A 16,839-nucleotide genomic window follows, 5' to 3' on the forward strand; every position below is an offset into this window, starting at 1 on the left:
CTTGTTAGATAGTATATCATACTGTCTAACAAATGGGGTGCTGTTCATTAGATTGGTTCGTGGCGGTTTTGTTATATTGTTTGGTTCAAATTGCTAAGGCAATACCGCACAATTCCCGCCTTGCGGCTTAAGCACCGCTCCGGCAGCTGCGGCACGGCATCTGCGTTGCCAAAATGCTCGATAAGACATCCAGTATTATCTGCGCTTTTGGCTTGGCATCTGCCGCACCTCGCTCGCCGTATCGGCACTTAGAATTATGCGGTATTGCCCTAACTTGGGCACTTGATGAGCTGTTTCTGCCAAATCAGGATTTGCCTTTCTGCGGCGGCATTTTTTCCAGGTAAACGCTGGTGGAAGGGAAGGCGAAGTCGCATCCATCCCGCTTCATCAGGTCCATGATGGCCAGATTCATGCGGCTTTTCAGTTGTAAATAGCCCGTATAATCCACCGCCGTCACATAGCAACGTACCAGAATATCCATGCTGGAAGCGCTAAATTCATTCAGGGTAACAGTCATTGCATCCGAGCTGATCTGTGCATCCGCACTGAGCAGTTCTTTCAGATCTGCACACAGCGTTTCAACTTTTTCGCGCGGGATATCATAGGTGACACCGATCGTAAACTGCCACAGTCGGTTGGTCCGGTCAGTAACATTCTGGATGTATTCGCCACACACCTTGGAGTTTTCTACCGTAATCACTGCATGGTCCGGCGTGCGGATACGGGTGGAGCGGAACGAGATATCTTCCACCGTGCCCTCATAGCTGCCCAGAATCACATAGTCACCAATGCCAAAGGGATGTTCCAGCACCAGCGCTACCCCTGCAATCAGGTTTGACATGGTGGACTGCGCCGCCAGGGTAATACCGATACCGGCAACGCCAGCACCTGTCAGCAGGCCGGTAACGGGAATGCCCAATGCATCCAACACCGCAATGCCCGCCACAACGCCTACAACAGCTCGGAAGATATTTTCAAAAAAGCGCCCCATTGTGCGGTTGGTAGCAATATCCAGCTTGTTTTCTGCGCTGCGCAGCAAAAGGCGGCACACGGGGGCAGCCATCCATGCGCCCCAGGCAATTAGGCAGATTGCGGTTACCTGCATGATGCGCGCCAATACGCTGCGGTATGTGGGGGTGTTCAGTTCCAGCGGCAAAACCCACAGTGCAGCATAAATAAACACAGCGCGCAGCAAGATCGTTGTTGGGCTCAGGTAGCTATCCAGAATGATGCTGATCCACTGCGGCTGATGTGGACGGAATTTTTCAATCAGTTTGCCCGCAATTCTGCGGTAAACCAGTGGGGCAAACAGCGCCAGCAGCACAAAAAGTGCCATCGGGGCCACCGCCGTGACAATGCTCAGCAGCGAAATCTCTCCTATTTCCATTGCAACCTCCATTTTCTAAGGCAACACCGCACAATTCCCGCCTAACGGCTCAAGCACCGCTCCGGCGGCTGCGGCACGGCATCTGCGTTACCAAAATGCTCGATAAGACATCCAGTATTATCTGCGCTTTTGGCTTAGCAGCTGCCGTACCTCGCTCGCCGTATCGGCACTTAGAATTATGCGGTATTGCCCTAAACCTCCTGAGTGTACCAAGCAGCAGGGAAACACCACCCAGTCTCCAAATTTATTTTTGTCAATTATAGCACACCCTCTTGCAATTTGTAAAACCTGTGCTATACTCAAAGCTAGAAAGTCTGTTTCAGGGCGGGGTGCAATTCCCCACCGGCGGTAAATGGCATTGCCACAAGCCCGCGACCGGCTGTTGATGCAGCCGCTGATCCGGTGTGATTCCGGGGCCGACGGTATAGTCCGGATGAAAGAAACGGAAAGCTGTTCTATTTGCTTTTCTGCGCCCTGTTGTAAGTATAGCTTGCAACAGGGCGTTTTTATTTGCAATTATCAGCCTCCCGAAGCTGTTACTGGCTTTCCAAATCATTTTATTTGGGGCCGCGCCCCCAGGGAGGTATTTTTTATGAAAACCAAATTCAACACCCGCGTATTAACCGGAACCGCCATGCTTGCTGCCGTTGCCACAGTATTGATGTATATGGAGTTTCCCATTCCCATCATGCCCGCCTTTATCAAGCTGGATGTTTCGGAACTGCCAGCCCTGATTGCCAGCTTTGCTTACGGCCCGGTTGCCGGTATTGTGGTGTGCCTGATCAAAAACCTGATCAAACTGCCCAGCACCAGCACCGCTGCGGTGGGGGAGCTGTTTAATTTTGTGATGGGCGCTCTGTTTGTCGGCGTGGCCGGTATGGTATACCGTTTTAAGAAAACCCGCAGCGGCGCTATCCTGGGCGCAGTGCTCGGCGCTTTGGTTATGGCAATCGTCAGCGTTCCGTACAACTACTTCATCGTCTATCCGGCCTATGTGGTCATGTATCATCTGCCGTTGGATGCCATCATCGGCATGTACCAGGCCATTAACCCGAATGTCAATGGCCTTTTGAACTGCCTGCTGGTGTTCAACCTGCCGTTCACTTTCTTCAAAGGGATGCTGGACGCCGTAATCTGCTTTGCAATTTACAAGCCGCTTTCGCCCATTCTGCATGGCCGCAACAGCGGTGGCAAAAGCGTAACCGCTTAATTGCTGCTGATTGGGCAGCCATCATTGGTCATTTTTACCCGTTTTGACAAAAGTTCAATCCATTTTGTGCAAAGCTGACAATTTGCCCAACGCCACATCGTTGACTTTGCCGGTTGCCTATGGTAACATAAGCACGTTACATCAGAATAGCAACTTATCAAGAGTGGCAGAGGGAACAGGCCCTATGAAGCCCGGCAACCTGCGCGCAAGCGTAAGGTGCCAATTCCTGCGGGGAACCGAAAGATAAGCGTTCACGTGCGCTTTGGGTCCACACCCGGCGCGCGTTTTTTTGTTCTCGGCAAGTTGCCTTTCTGACCCTATATTTTTTAAGGAGGCAGCTTTTTATGTCCAAAGTTTTGTTCACATCCGAATCCGTTACCGAAGGCCATCCCGACAAAATCTGCGACCAGATTTCTGATGCCATTCTGGATGCCATCCTGGAAAAGGACCCTGGTGCCCGCGTTGCCTGCGAGACCACCTGCTCCACTGGTCTTGTCCACATCATGGGCGAAATCACGACCGACTGCTATGTTGATATTCCCGGTGTTGCACGCCAGGTCATCCGCGAGATTGGTTATAACCGTGCCAAGTATGGTTTTGACTGCGATACCTGCGGCGTGATCACCAACATTGACGGCCAGAGCCCCGACATTGCCCTTGGCACCAACGATGATGTTGCCGGTGCTGGCGACCAGGGTATGATGTTCGGTTATGCCTGCAACGAAACCCCCGAGCTGATGCCTCTGCCCATCAGCCTGGCCCACAAGCTGGCCAAGCGCCTGACCGAAGTGCGTAAGAATGGCATGATGGATTATCTGCGCCCTGATGGCAAGAGCCAGGTTACCGTCGAATACGATAACGGCAAACCCGTGCGCGTGGATGCTGTTGTTATTTCCAGCCAGCACAGCCCTTCCGTCAGTCAGGAACAGCTGCATGCCGATGTGATGGAGCATGTCATCAAAGCCATCATCCCCGCCAAACTGCTGGATGAGAACACCAAGTATTACATCAACCCCACCGGTCGTTTTGTTGTCGGCGGCCCGCAGGGTGATACCGGCCTGACCGGTCGCAAGATCATCGTTGATACTTACGGCGGTTATGCTCGCCACGGCGGCGGCGCTTTCTCTGGCAAGGACCCCAGCAAGGTTGACCGCTCGGCCGCATATGCTGCCCGCTGGGTTGCCAAGAACGTTGTCGCTGCCGGCCTGGCCGATAAGTGCGAAGTTGAGCTGGCTTACGCCATCGGCGTTGCCGAGCCCGTTTCCATCATGGTTGATACCTTTGGTACCAGCACCATCGAGCACGACAAACTGGAAGCCGCTGTGCGCAAAGTATTTGATCTAACCCCGGCAGCCATCATCCGTGACCTGGATCTGCGCCGGCCCATCTACCGCCAGCTGGCTGCTTACGGCCACATGGGCCGCGAGGAGCTAGGCGTGAAGTGGGAGAACACCGACCGCGTGGAAGCACTGAAAGCCGCTGTTGCTGAGCTGTAAATCGTATTTATCCTGATTTTTTCAGATTCATTCAAGCCTGTACTGCCATCAAAGCTGTACAGGCCTTTTTATTTTACCTTGATTGATTCTATCAAAGGGGTTACAAAAATGAAAAAACTGCCGCTTTTCCTGCGCATTGCCTTGCAAACAGCGGCCAACAATAGTAAAATAAATAGCAAATATGTATTGGCGTTTGCTGCCTTTGGAGCGCTCCTGATTGCAGGTTACGGCAAGCGCTGCCTTGTAATGCTTTGATAACGAGGTGTAGGAATATGGTACTTAGTATGACCGGTTATGGCCGCGCGGAGCAGGTTTTGAACGGGCGCGATATCGTTGTGGAACTGCGCAGTGTCAACTCCCGCTTTTTTGAATATTCGTCCCGTGTGCCCCGAACCTGCTCATTTTTGGAAGATAAGCTCAAAAAGCTGGTGGCTGCCAAGGTTAGCCGCGGCAAGGTTGAGCTGAACCTGAGCATTCAGAATGTTGCGGCGGCAGATACCGTTGTTCAGGTCAACTGGCAGTTAGCCAAAAGCTACCAGACCGCCATGCAGGCAATGTCGGAAAAGCTGGACCTGAAAAACGATGTTACCGTCAGCACCATCTGTCGTTTCCCAGATGTGTTGACCCAGACCGCTGCGCCCGCAGACCCGGATACCCTATGGGCTGATGTGGAGCAGGTTGCCCAGCAGGCGATTGCTGCGTTTGTTTCCATGCGTGCCGTGGAGGGTGAGAAGCTGCGCACCGATGTGCTGAACCGCTTGGCAACGATTGAAACGCTGGTTGCTCAAATCGAGCAGAACAGCGCCGGGCGTGTGCAGGCATATACCGAACGGCTGTACACCCGCCTGAAAGAGCTGCTGGAAGACCGCAACATTGATGATGCCCGCATCGTGACAGAAGCTGCTATCTTTGCCGATAAAACTGCCATCGACGAAGAGACTGTCCGTCTGCATAGCCATGTGGCCCAGTACCGCTCTATTCTGGAGCTGGACGAGCCGGTTGGCCGCAAGCTGGACTTTTTGACGCAGGAACTGAACCGCGAATCCAACACCATCGGTTCCAAGTGCCAGGATATCAACATCACCCGCCTTGTGGTTGAGCTGAAATCTGAGATTGAAAAAATTCGCGAGCAGATTCAAAACATTGAGTGAGGCCCGGCCATGAAGCTTATCAACATCGGCTTTGGCAACATGGTCAACGCGGACCGTGTGATCGCCGTTGTCAGCCCGGATTCTGCACCCATCAAGCGTATTGTGCAGGATGCGCGCGACAAAGGCGCGGCCATTGATGCAACCTATGGCCGCCGCACCCGCGCGGTGATTATTACGGATTCTGACCATGTGGTGCTTTCGGCTTTCGAGCCGGAGGAAGTTTTAGGACGTTTTGAAAAAGAACAGGATAAACCAACCGTGTAACCGCCTGTATAATATGTGTTAGGGGGATTTTGCATGAAAGGCGAAAAATATTTGTTTGTTGTCTCCGGGCCTTCCGGCACCGGCAAGGATACCGTTGTGGCAAAGCTGCTGGGCAGCCACCCAGAAATCGAAAAGACCGTTTCCGCCACCACCCGCACCATGCGCGAAGGGGAAGTAAACGGTAAAAACTACCATTTTTTGACCAAAGAGCAGTTTGAAACCGCTCTGGCAGAAGGCAATATTGTTGAGCACACCTGCTATTGCGAAAACTATTACGGCACCCTGCGTTCCGAAGTTGAGCGTCATATGGAGCAGCAGATCCCGGTTATTCTGGTGATCGAAGTGGAGGGTGCCGGCAACATCAAGCGGATGTATCCCGGTTCCACCACCATTTTTGTCATGCCGCCGGATATGAAAGAGTTGGAACGCCGCCTGCGTTACCGTGGGACCGAAGCGGAGGAAGTCATTCAGAAGCGCCTGCGCCGTGCCGAAACTGAGATTGCCCGTTCGGCTGATTATGACGAGCATGTGGTCAACGATGTTGTCGACACCTGCGCCGAAGAGATTTATTCCATCATTCAAAAGCGCATTGCCGAGCCCGATGCCGAATAATCCGCTGCCCCAAACGCCAAAACAGGAGGTGCGTGTTTGCCCTGCATTGCAAAAGTGGCGGTAAACGACGCCACCATCCATTTTGACAAGCTGTATTCCTATCTGGTTCCGCCAGATTTTTCGGAATCCCTCTGGCCCGGCAGCATTGTGTTGGTGCCGTTTGGGCGTGGCAATCACCCACGGATGGCTGTTGTTCTGGAAGTAGGAACGGAAGAAGCCCCCGATCCACGTTTAAAAAGCCTGCTGGCCGCCGCGCCGGAAAAAGCCCGCTTGACCCCGGACCTGTTGGAGCTCGTGCATTTTTTGAAAGATCGTTATTTCTGCACCTGGTACGAGGCAGTCAAGGCGGTCATTCCGTATGGCGCGCAGTACCAGCCCGGTATGGAAAACGGAAAGCCCGTATTAAAAAGCCGCCTAACCCGCACGCTGGAAACCGTTTATGCCCTGGTTGACGAGCTGCCGGAGAAACCAAAACCTGGCGCACGCCAGATTCAGGCCGTGGAAGCGCTGCGCGCAGGGCCTTGCACCAAATCCGCTTTGGAAGCGCAGGGGATATCTTCCTCCACTTTGAACGGGTTATGCCAGAAAGGCATTCTGAAAGCCGAACAACGGGATAAATCGCTGGATTTATTTGCTGATATCCCCTTTGACCCACAGCCGCTGGAACTATCGCCGGAGCAGCAAACCGCTTACGACCAGTTGGAACAGGATTTGCTGAGCGGACAGACCCGTGCGGCATTGCTGCACGGCGTTACCGGCAGCGGCAAAACCGCTGTATTCTTAAAGCTGATTGAAAAGACATTGGCGCAGGGCAGGCGGGCTCTGGTACTTGTGCCGGAAATCAGCCTGACCCCGCAGATGACACGCCGCCTGAAATCCATGTTCGGCAGCCGCCTTGCGGTGCAGCACTCCGCGTTGAATAACACCGAGCGCCTGCTGCAATGGCGGATGATCCAAAATGGCGATGCTGATATCGTGATCGGCACCCGCAGCGCTATCTTTTCACCGCTGCAAAACATTGGGCTGATCATTTTAGATGAGGAACAGGAACACACCTACCAAAGCGAATCCGCCCCACGCTATTCCGCCCATGACGTTGCCAAAAAGCGCGCCATGATGGAGCATTCGCTGCTGCTGTTTTCCTCCGCCACGCCGCGCACCGAAACCTATCACGCCGCCATAAGCAGCCGGATGCGGCTTGTTACGCTGACCCACCGTTATGGCGGTCGCCCGCTGCCAACGGTTGATTTTATTGATATGCGCGCCGAACTTGCCGCTGGGAACCCGCGGGAAGTCAGCCAGCGGATGGTACAGGAACTCGCTGCTAATCTGCAGCGCAGGGAACAGAGCATTTTGCTGCTGAACCGCCGCGGCTACCAGACCGTTGGCATGTGCGGCACCTGCGGCCATGTGCTGAAGTGCCCCAACTGTTCCGTGCCGCTGGTTTATCATAAAGCGCAGTACGCGCTGCTTTGCCATTACTGTGGGCACCGGATCAGCCCTGTACCAGGGCTTTGCCCGGAATGCGGCGGCAAAATCGTGTACAGCGGTTTTGGTACCCAGAAAGTGGAGGAGGAGCTGGCCGAACTTTTGCCCGGTGCGCGGATCCTGCGCATGGATCAGGATTCGACCATGCAAAAAAACGCCCACGAAAAAATGTTGGCCCGTTTTGCCAAGCAGGAGTATGATATTCTGCTTGGCACCCAGATGGTTGCCAAGGGCTTGGATTTCGGCAATGTCACCCTGGTTGGTGTGCTGGGCATCGACTCCCTGCTTTTTGGGCAGGGGTTCCGCTCCTATGAGAATGTGTTCAGCCTGATCACTCAAGTCGTTGGCCGCGGCGGCCGGGCGGAACTGCCGGGTCGGGCGTTGATTCAAACCGCCGTGCCGGATCACCCTGTGCTCCAGTTGGCCGCAGCGCAGGATTACCCCGCGTTTTACCAGCAGGAGATCATGTTCCGCAAGTTCTCGCTCTATCCGCCGTTTTGCTCATTCTGCGTGGTCGGTTTTTCCGGTGCGCAGGAGATGGAAGTATTTCAGGCTGCGCGGCGTTTTGCCGCCATTTTGGGGCAGCAGTTCGCTGCACACCCCGGCCAGCCGCTGCGTGTGCTTGGCCCCACCCCCATGAACATTGCCATGATCAGCGGGAAATACCGCTATAAACTAACATTGAAATGCCGCAACGATGCGGGGTTCCGTACCCTGATGCACGCCGCATTGGATGCTTACGCCGCCGAAAAGCTGCCCGCAAAAGCCGGGATCGCTTTGGACTTTAATTCCGACGGCGATTGAATTTTAAGGAGGATTTTTATTATGGCTCTTCGTACAATCGTAAAAGATGGTGACCCCATTCTGAAAAAGGTCTGCCGCCCCGTTACCAAATTTGATGACCGCCTTGCCACTCTGCTGGATGATATGCAGGATACCTTGGTGGATGCTGACGGTCTTGGCCTTGCCGGCCCCCAGGTTGGCATGATGCGCCGCATTTTCATCTGCCTGGATGACCGCAATCGCCCGGAAGATGCCCCCGCCGATTACAAAGATACTTTTATTGAGTTCATCAACCCCGAAATCGAATACCTGAGCGACGAAACCGATGAACTGTATGAAGGCTGCCTGTCTTTCCCCGGCCACAACGGCGCTATTACCCGCTCCAAAAAGGTCAAGGTCAAGGCACAGGACCGCAACGGCAACTGGTTTGAACTGGAAGCCGAAAACATGCTGGCCCGCTGCATCCAGCACGAGAACGACCACCTAAACGGCGTTACCATCATGGACCGTGCCACCCATTTTTATGAGGATGACTACCCGGAAGATGCGGAGGATTGATCCCGCTTTGTACATCAATTTTCTCATACGCTTACGATAAGAAAAGGAATAACTTCTATGCGTATCCTCTTTATGGGCACCCCTGATATTGCTGCTGAAAGTCTGAACGCTCTGATTGCCGCCGGGTACGATATCTGCGCTGTGTTTACCCGCGCAGATAAGCCAGTTGGCCGCAAACAGATTTTAACCGCCCCACCGGTCAAGCAGGCGGCTGAGGCCAACGGCATCCCTGTTTATCAGCCGCGCACCCTGCGCGATGGCAGCTCGGATGAGCTGATCAAAAGCCTGGCACCCGATATTATTGTCGTGGTAGCTTACGGCTGCATTATTCCGCCGCAGCTTTTGCATGTGGCCAAATATGGCTGCATCAACCTGCATGTTTCGCTGTTACCCAAGTACCGTGGTTCCGCCCCCATCCAGTGGGCCGTGCTGAACGGCGATGCCGAAACCGGCGTGACTATTATGCAGTTGGACGAAGGGTTGGATACCGGCGATATTTTGTATGTGCAGCCGGTTGCGATTGACCCGGACATGACCAGCGGCGAGCTGTTTGACCGCGTAAGCGCGATTGGTGCCAAAACGCTGGTTGAGGTCCTGCCCAAAATCGAAGCAGGGAAGCTGACCCCAAAAATGCAAGAAGAATCTCTCGCCACCAAGGCGCCGTCCCTGACCAAAGAGATGGCACAGTTCGATTTTACCCAGCCTGCTGCCCACATCCACAACTGGGTGCGCGGTATGAACCCATGGCCAATGGCGTTCTTTATGCACGATGGCAAAAAAATCAAAGTCACCGCCAGCAAGCTTTCTGAAAATCCCGCCAACGCTGCGCCGGGTTCTGTATTGGCGGTTAAGCCGTTGACCATTGCCTGCCAGGATGGCGCAATCGTGTTGGATTCCGTCACGCCGGAAGGCGGCAAGTCGATGGCGGGTACCGCATGGGCTGCCGGCCGCCGCCTGAAAGCGGGGGACAGCCTGTGACCGCGCGTTACCTGGCCGTCAAGGCCCTTATGCGGCAGGAGCAAAACGGCTATGCAAACCTTGTGCTGGATTCTGAGCTGAAAGCCTGCAAGCCGCCGCTTTCCCCGCGGGATGCAGCTTTTGCTTCCGGTATTTTTTATACCGTGCTGGAGCGCCGCAGCCTGCTGGACTGGATGCTGGCACAGTTTTCCAAGCGCCCGCTGGAAAAGCTGGATTCCCCTGTGCGGGCCATTCTGCGCGCCGGGCTGGCACAGGCCAAGTTTATGGATGTTCCGCTGCCTGCGGCTGTCAATGAATCGGTCAAGCTAGCCAAAGCATTTGGCAAAACCAGTGCTGCGGGTATGGTCAACGCCATGCTGCGCCGCACGGCCGCATTGGACCCCAAGCCGGAACATTGGCCGGATCTGGAAGAACGGCTGCGCACCTATTACTGTCTCTCTCAGCCGATTGCCGCGTTGTTTGCAGCACAGTATCCGCAGGATGCCGAGGCAATGGCTGCTGCGTTTTATCAGCGCCGCCCCACCGCCATCCGGGTCAACCCGCTGCGCACGACCGATGAAGCCCTGACGCAGACATTGCAACAGGAAGGTCACACCGTAACGGCTGGCCCATGGCCGCACTGTCTGCTGGTTATGTTCAACGGTAATCCCGCTGCATCCAAAGCATTCCACGCCGGGCAATTCCATGTGCAGGGGTTAGCCAGCCAGTTTGCTGCCTTGTGCTGTGATGCCCGCCCCGGTATGCGGGTGCTGGACCTGTGCGCCGCCCCTGGGGGCAAAAGCCTGACGATTGCCGAGCAGATGCAGAACCGCGGTGAGCTGCTCAGCGGTGAAGCCATGACAGGCCGCGTCAAACTGCTGAAGCAGGCCTTTGACCGCTGCGGCATTGAGCGCGCCAAGCCTTACCATGGGGATGCCACTATCCTGAACCCCGCCTTTGGCCTTGGCAGCTTTGACCGCGTGTTATGCGATGTGCCCTGTTCCGGCCTTGGTGTCATCGGCAAAAAGCCGGACATCCGGGAAAAAACGCTGGATGGGATTGAAAATTTACTATTAACACAGCAAAAAATCCTGCAAAACGGCGCAAAATATCTTGCCCCGAACGGCCGTTTGGTGTATTCTACCTGTACGGTGAATCATCACGAAAATGAAGCCCAAGTACGCCAGTTCCTGCAAGACAATCAAGATTTTTCCGTTATAGCGCCACAAATCACACTGTCCGGTATGCGGGTGGGGGAGTACGGCACACTGTTTCTGCCGCACGAAACATCCACAGACGGTTTTTTTGCCGCTATTTTGGAGCGCCAAAAGAACTGCTGACGCAAAATACACAAATCGTCTATTCAAAAATTAGAGAAAAGGTATATAATATTTGGAGGGAAAGCACCGCATGCAGCAAGCACATATGCAGCCACAGAACGAACCCCAGGCAGAAACCGAAAAAAAATGTCTGACGGACCTGACGCTGCCCAAGCTGACGGATTACATTAAATCCATCGGCCAGCCGGCTTTCCGCGCCAAGCAGATTTTTAAGTGGATCCACCAAAAGCAGGCTACGGATTTTTCTGCCATGACAGATCAACCCAAAGCCCTGCTTGCCCAATTTGCACAAAACTGCACCCTGGCTGTGCCCACCATCCGCCGCCGCCAGCAGTCCAAAGACGGTACGGTCAAATATCTGCTTCAGCTTGCGGACGGCAACTGCATTGAAACGGTTTTGATGCGCTACCATTACGGCAACACTGTATGTGTATCCACACAGGTGGGCTGCGCTATGGGGTGCCGCTTTTGCGCCTCCACCCAGGCGGGCCGCGTGCGGGACTTGACCTCCGGCGAGATTGCTGCGGAAATTTATACCGCGCAAAAGGATACCGGGGAGCGCGTTTCCCATATCGTCCTGATGGGCATTGGTGAGCCGCTGCACAATTTTGATAACGTGATGGACTTTCTGGACATTATCTCCTGCCCGGAAGGCGTCAATATCGGGATGCGCAACATCAGCCTTTCCACCTGCGGCCTTGTGCCGGGAATTGATAAGCTGGCAGAGCGCAAATTGCAGCTGACCCTTTCGGTATCCCTGCACGCGCCGGACAATGTGACCCGCAGCTCCATGATGCCGGTTAACGATGCGTTCCCGCTGGAAAAGCTGATCCCGGCCTGCCGCCGCTACCAGAAAACGACCGGGCGGCGCATCAGCTTTGAATATTCCATGGTCAATGGTGTCAATGATTCGCCCCAAATGGCAAAAAAACTGGCCGATCTGATCCGTGGCATGGGGGCCCATGTCAACCTGATTCCCATTAACCCGGTCGATGGCAGCCCTTACTCGGCAACGGATGAAGCCAATGTGCGCCGGTTCCAGAAAATGCTGGAAGATTTGGGTGTAAATGCCACCATCCGCCGCCGCCTTGGTACCGATATCAGCGCTGCCTGCGGCCAGCTCCGGCGCGAAGATGCCAAACAGGCCGAACAAGCAACACGGCAAACGACGAGCGAAAGGACCAACGCACAATGAAAATTGCAGCTCTAACAGATATTGGCAGCTGCCGCCAGGAAAACCAGGATAATTATTGTGCCCGTCAGTTGGTCGATGGTACTGGCTGGGGCCTTGTCTGTGACGGCATGGGCGGGGCCAACGGCGGGCGGGTCGCTTCCACCCTTGCCACCCAAACCATGCTGCGCTATTTTGACCATTCCCTGCGCACGATTGAAAACGGCGAAGAAAAAGCCTTTATGATGCGCGCATTTGATAATGCCAACCGCGCCGTATATGAAAAAGCGACCTCTGATCCTGAAGTGCTCGGTATGGGCACCACGGGGGTATGTGCTTTACAGCGCGGCAACCTGGCGCATATTGTACACGCAGGGGATTCCCGCGCATACCTGTGGCATGGCGGAGCAATCCGCCAGCTGACGCGGGATCATTCCATGGTGCAGCAGCTGGTGGACAGCGGGCAGATCACCCGCGAACAGGCCGCCCTGCATCCGCAGAAAAATCTGATTACACGTGCCCTTGGCGTTTCGGCCAATATTGTGCCGGAATATAACCGCTGCGAGGTGGTTCCCGGTGACCTTTTGCTGCTTTGTACCGATGGATTAACCAACATGGTACCCGATGCAGAGCTTGCGCTGCTTTTGCAGGAGTCCGCCTTTTTTGACGCGCCGGGGGTACTGGTTGACCGTGCCCTGAAAGGCGGCGGGCAGGATAACATCACCGTCCTTTTGCTGGGCGTTGAAACTACGGAGGAAACAAATGGATAATCTGATCGGCAAAAAGCTGGATGGCCGCTATCTGATTGAAAGTCTGATCGGCGTTGGCGGCATGGCCAATGTTTATAAAGGCCGCGATGTCCGCACCGGCAACCAAATCGCCGTCAAGGTGCTGAAAGAAGAGTTTCTTGATAACGAAGAGCTGGTCCGCCGCTTCAAGAACGAATCCAAAGCTATCTCGATTTTGAACCATCCCAACATTGTCAAGGTGTATGATGTCTCTGTAACAGATCAATTGCAGTACATCGTGATGGAATATATTGACGGCATTACGCTGAAAGAATACCTGAAGCAACGCAACGGTGCCCTAACCTGGAAAGAGGTTGTCCACTTTGCCACACAGGTGCTCAGCGCGTTGGATCATGCACACTCCAAGGGCATTGTTCACCGCGATGTGAAGCCGCAGAATATTATGCTGCAGGCGGATGGCTCCATCAAAATGATGGACTTTGGCATTGCACGCTTTTCCCGTGCACAGAGCCAGACTGTCAGCGACAAGGCCATCGGCTCGGTTCATTACATCAGCCCGGAACAGGCCAAAGGCGACCATACCGATGCCCGCACTGATATTTATTCTGTTGGCGTTATGATGTACGAGATGCTGTCCGGCAAGCTGCCGTTTGATGGTACTGGGGCAGTTTCCATCGCCATCATGCAGATCAGTGAAAAGCCGAAGCCGCTGGCTGAGGTTGCCCCCAATATCCCGGTTGGGCTGCGCCAAATCACCGAGAAGGCCATGGAAAAGGATCCCGCCGACCGTTACCAATCCGCGCAGGAAATGCTGGATGCCATTGCTGCGTTCCGCCGCGACCCCAGCATCAGCTTTGAATACGAATATAACACGCAGGACAACCCGGATAAAACCATTAACCGTGTTGTCAGCAGCACAGCCAAAACAGCGGGCAAAGCCGCTGTCAGCACCAGCCAGGCACGCCGTGCCGGCACCATGAACAGTGGGAAAGGCAAAAACGTGAAAAAGCAGAAAGCCAAGGCAGCCAAGGGGTTCAGCATGCTGCCCATCTTCTTTGGTATGGCGGTCGCCTTTGTGATCGGTGCTGCCATTCTGGTCTATCTTATTTTCACCAACTCCACAAACTCTTTCTTCTCCAAGCATGCTGACGTACAGCTCATCAATTTTGTCGGCATGACGGAGGATGAGTTCCGTGCATCGGATTATAATTCCAGCCTGCTCGCCAAGTGGGTGTACGAATACAACGATGCACCGGAAGGAACGATTTTTCAGCAAAACCCTAAGCAGGGCCGCACTGTAAAGGCAGGCCAGAAAGTGACCCTGAAGGTAAGCCTTGGCACCCAGTGGGTCACTGTGCCGGATGTAAAAACATATGTAAGCGATGATGCCAAAAAGACCTTACAGGATAGCGGCCTTCAGGTTGTAAGCAAATATGTGGAGGACGAGAGCGTTGCCGCAGGCACCGTTGTGTATACCGAACCCGCCGGCGGCGAAACGGTAGAGGGCGGCAGCACCGTAAACATGTATATTGCGCGCTCCAAGCGAGACAACATGGTTTCCGTTACCTCCGTGACAGGTTTGCAGGTCAGCGAAGGCACCGCCGACCTGCAGCGCCAGAACCTGGTGGTCAGCGTTGTGGAACAGCCCAGCAGCGAGGCCGAGGGCACTATTCTGAACCAGGAACCCGCTGCAGGCACCCAGGTACGCATCCGCAGCACGGTGCGCCTGTATGTGGCTACCGCAATGCCGGTAGTTGTGCAAGACCCCAGCACCTCGGATTCTCCGTCCTCTGGTGATGGTGCACGTTGGTCTCAGGAAATTACTGACGATAACGGTAATACATGGTGGGTCGATGTAGAACAGCGCGATGGCCATGTTTACCGCGTGGATACTGGTGAAATGCTGTGGTAATGACAAATTATATCACAAAGGGCATTGGCGGTTTTTACTATGTTAAAACCGAAACCGGCATTGTGGAGTGCCGCGCCCGCGGCATTTTCCGCAAACGCGGTATTACGCCGGTAGCGGGAGATCAGGTTGTATTAAGCGCCGACCGCACCACGATTGACGAAATTCTACCGCGCAAAAATGTTTTTATCCGCCCTCCGGTTGCTAACCTTGATGTGCTGTTTATTGTGGCAAGCACCACCCAGCCGGTGCCCAGCACATTGATTCTGGATGAACTGACTGCTGCCGCCGTTTATAAAGACGTGCAGCCGGTTATTGTCATCACAAAAGCCGACCTTGCCGCTGCGGATGCCTTGGAGAAAGCTTATGCGGACAGCACGATTCCTTTGATCCGGCTGGATTACGATACCGGCGAAGGTCTGGATCAAATTCGTGCGCGCATTGCAGGGAACTTGTGTGCATTCTGCGGCAACTCCGGTGTGGGCAAGTCTACACTGTTGAACGCGCTGGCTCCCCAGCTGGAACGCCAGACCGGCGGTATCAGCCAAAAATTGGGCCGTGGCCGTCATACTACCCGTGAAGTGGAGATTTTTGAGGTATGTGGTGGTCTGCTTGCCGATACCCCCGGTTTTGCCAGCCTGGATGCCAACAAGATTTGCCGCATTCCGCCGGAAGAGCTGCAGCATGCTTTCCCGGAATTTGAGCCGTATTTTGGGCAATGCCGTTTTACCGGCTGCTCCCACCGCAGTGAAAAAGGCTGTGCGGTGCGCGCGGCTTTGGAAGAGGGCAAGCTTTCGGATACACGCTATCAGAGCTACCTGACCATGTACGAGGAAGCCAGCCAGTTAAAGGAGTGGGAACGCTGATGCAGGATCTTACCAAACGTGCCGTTATTCTTTCGGCCATGCCGGTTACGCCCGCTTTGTCCGCGTACCTGCAGCCGGGGGATACCGTTGTTGCCTGTGATGCCGGGTACCGCAATGCGGCTGTGCTGGGCATTCAGCCGGATCTGATCGTGGGGGATTTTGATTCTGCCCCCAAGCCGGAAACCACCGGTGATATGATCATTCTGCCCCATGTAAAGGACGATACTGATACCCACTATGCTGCAAAATGGCTGTGTGAACGGGGGTACCGTCATATCGTCATGCTGGGTGCCCTTGGCGGCAAGCGGATGGAACACACGTTTTCCAACGTATCCACCGCGTTGTACTTGGCAAGCAACGGCGTTGATGTCACCCTTGCAGACGAGCACAGCGAGCTGCATATTTTGTGTCCAGGCAAGCCGCTAACATTGCAAAAGAAAGACTGGATGTATCTTTCCGTGTTCCCGCTGGATGGGCCGCTGGGCGGTGTATCGATTCACGGCGTGTTTTATCCATTGAAAGATGCAACGCTGACACCGGATTACCCCCTTGGCATCAGCAATGAATTTACTGCACCTGAAGCTGAACTTTGCTGCCAAAGCGGCCATGGTCTTGTGATTTTGACCCGCGCTGACGGGTAACATTGCCTGCACCTGCTGCATAGTATGGCTTACAAACCTGGAAGGGGGAATATGCCATGCAGATTGTTGTGGTAAAATGTCCGCATGCCCTGCGCTGGCTGCTGCGCGCTGTATTTAAGGTTTAATTTTTCCATTGTAGCCCTGCCGGGCCGTATGTTTGTACGGTTCCGACAGGGCTATTTTTTTACCCCCGCGCATATAGTACACAAGAGGCAATCAAAAACTTTCCCCGTATCGGGGCAAGGAAAGGGGTATAC

General features: G+C 54.3%; 16 protein-coding genes and 2 riboswitches. Of the genes, 15 read left to right on the forward strand and 1 reads right to left on the reverse strand.

Going from position 1 to position 16,839, the window contains the following annotated elements; genetic code table 11:
* Positions 1–304: 304 nt before the first annotated feature.
* The gene (locus PG062_RS12715; protein ID WP_270752542.1) at positions 305–1,387 is read right to left on the reverse strand and encodes a mechanosensitive ion channel family protein; all 1,083 of its coding nucleotides are present in this window, start codon (positions 1,385–1,387) and stop codon (positions 305–307) included.
* Positions 1,388–1,698: 311 nt separating this feature from the next.
* Positions 1,699–1,836: riboswitch (FMN riboswitch) on the forward strand.
* 143 nt (positions 1,837–1,979) lie between these two features.
* On the opposite strand from PG062_RS12715, the gene PG062_RS12720 reads away from it, so the two are divergent.
* The 15 genes from PG062_RS12720 to PG062_RS12790 all read left to right on the forward strand — a co-directional run bounded on the left by PG062_RS12720 (position 1,980) and on the right by PG062_RS12790 (position 16,582).
* Positions 1,980–2,597, forward strand: a complete 618-nt coding sequence (locus PG062_RS12720) for an ECF transporter S component (RefSeq protein WP_113999901.1) — start codon at positions 1,980–1,982, stop codon at positions 2,595–2,597.
* A gap of 151 nt (positions 2,598–2,748) precedes the next feature.
* Positions 2,749–2,847: riboswitch (SAM riboswitch) on the forward strand.
* 94 nt (positions 2,848–2,941) lie between these two features.
* Entirely contained in the window at positions 2,942–4,093 is a 1,152-nt protein-coding gene (metK, locus tag PG062_RS12725) for a methionine adenosyltransferase (protein WP_270752543.1), read from the forward strand.
* A gap of 108 nt (positions 4,094–4,201) precedes the next feature.
* Complete coding sequence (locus PG062_RS12730) at positions 4,202–4,348, forward strand: hypothetical protein (RefSeq protein ID WP_158538848.1); 147 nt, start codon at positions 4,202–4,204, stop codon at positions 4,346–4,348.
* Between the two features lie 17 nt (positions 4,349–4,365).
* Positions 4,366–5,244 (forward strand): YicC/YloC family endoribonuclease, encoded by an 879-nt coding sequence (locus PG062_RS12735; protein ID WP_270752544.1) that lies wholly within the window; start codon positions 4,366–4,368, stop codon positions 5,242–5,244.
* Between the two features lie 9 nt (positions 5,245–5,253).
* Positions 5,254–5,508, forward strand: a complete 255-nt coding sequence (locus PG062_RS12740; RefSeq protein WP_113999898.1) for a DUF370 domain-containing protein — start codon at positions 5,254–5,256, stop codon at positions 5,506–5,508.
* A gap of 33 nt (positions 5,509–5,541) precedes the next feature.
* Entirely contained in the window at positions 5,542–6,120 is a 579-nt protein-coding gene (gmk, locus tag PG062_RS12745; RefSeq protein WP_113999897.1) for a guanylate kinase, read from the forward strand.
* Between the two features lie 36 nt (positions 6,121–6,156).
* Positions 6,157–8,412 (forward strand): replication restart helicase PriA, encoded by a 2,256-nt coding sequence (priA, locus tag PG062_RS12750; protein ID WP_270752545.1) that lies wholly within the window; start codon positions 6,157–6,159, stop codon positions 8,410–8,412.
* Between the two features lie 21 nt (positions 8,413–8,433).
* Positions 8,434–8,949 (forward strand): peptide deformylase, encoded by a 516-nt coding sequence (def, locus tag PG062_RS12755; protein ID WP_113999895.1) that lies wholly within the window; start codon positions 8,434–8,436, stop codon positions 8,947–8,949.
* Between the two features lie 57 nt (positions 8,950–9,006).
* Positions 9,007–9,927: a methionyl-tRNA formyltransferase gene (gene fmt / locus PG062_RS12760; protein ID WP_270752546.1), complete on the forward strand. Its 921-nt coding sequence runs from the start codon at positions 9,007–9,009 to the stop codon at positions 9,925–9,927.
* Positions 9,924–11,246 carry a 16S rRNA (cytosine(967)-C(5))-methyltransferase RsmB gene (gene rsmB, locus PG062_RS12765; RefSeq protein ID WP_270752547.1) on the forward strand — a complete coding sequence of 441 codons (1,323 nt, stop codon included), beginning with the start codon at positions 9,924–9,926 and terminating at the stop codon, positions 11,244–11,246. The genes fmt and rsmB overlap by 4 nt, the downstream gene beginning before the upstream one ends.
* Before the next feature lie 70 nt (positions 11,247–11,316).
* Entirely contained in the window at positions 11,317–12,441 is a 1,125-nt protein-coding gene (rlmN, locus tag PG062_RS12770; RefSeq protein ID WP_270752548.1) for a dual-specificity RNA methyltransferase RlmN, read from the forward strand.
* A complete protein-coding gene (locus tag PG062_RS12775) occupies positions 12,438–13,187 on the forward strand; it encodes a Stp1/IreP family PP2C-type Ser/Thr phosphatase (RefSeq protein ID WP_113999892.1) in 750 nt (249 codons plus the stop codon). Before rlmN ends, PG062_RS12775 begins: the two co-directional genes overlap by 4 nt.
* Positions 13,180–15,078 (forward strand): Stk1 family PASTA domain-containing Ser/Thr kinase, encoded by a 1,899-nt coding sequence (gene pknB / locus PG062_RS12780; RefSeq protein ID WP_270752549.1) that lies wholly within the window; start codon positions 13,180–13,182, stop codon positions 15,076–15,078. Before PG062_RS12775 ends, pknB begins: the two co-directional genes overlap by 8 nt.
* Entirely contained in the window at positions 15,078–15,941 is an 864-nt protein-coding gene (gene rsgA, locus PG062_RS12785) for a ribosome small subunit-dependent GTPase A (protein ID WP_270752550.1), read from the forward strand. The genes pknB and rsgA overlap by 1 nt, the downstream gene beginning before the upstream one ends.
* The gene (locus PG062_RS12790; RefSeq protein WP_113999889.1) at positions 15,941–16,582 is read left to right on the forward strand and encodes a thiamine diphosphokinase; all 642 of its coding nucleotides are present in this window, start codon (positions 15,941–15,943) and stop codon (positions 16,580–16,582) included. Before rsgA ends, PG062_RS12790 begins: the two co-directional genes overlap by 1 nt.
* The last annotated feature ends 257 nt before the right edge of the window (positions 16,583–16,839 follow it).

It is taken from the genome of Gemmiger qucibialis (assembly GCF_027689445.1).
GTDB classification, from domain to species: Bacteria; Bacillota; Clostridia; order Oscillospirales; family Ruminococcaceae; genus Gemmiger; species Gemmiger qucibialis.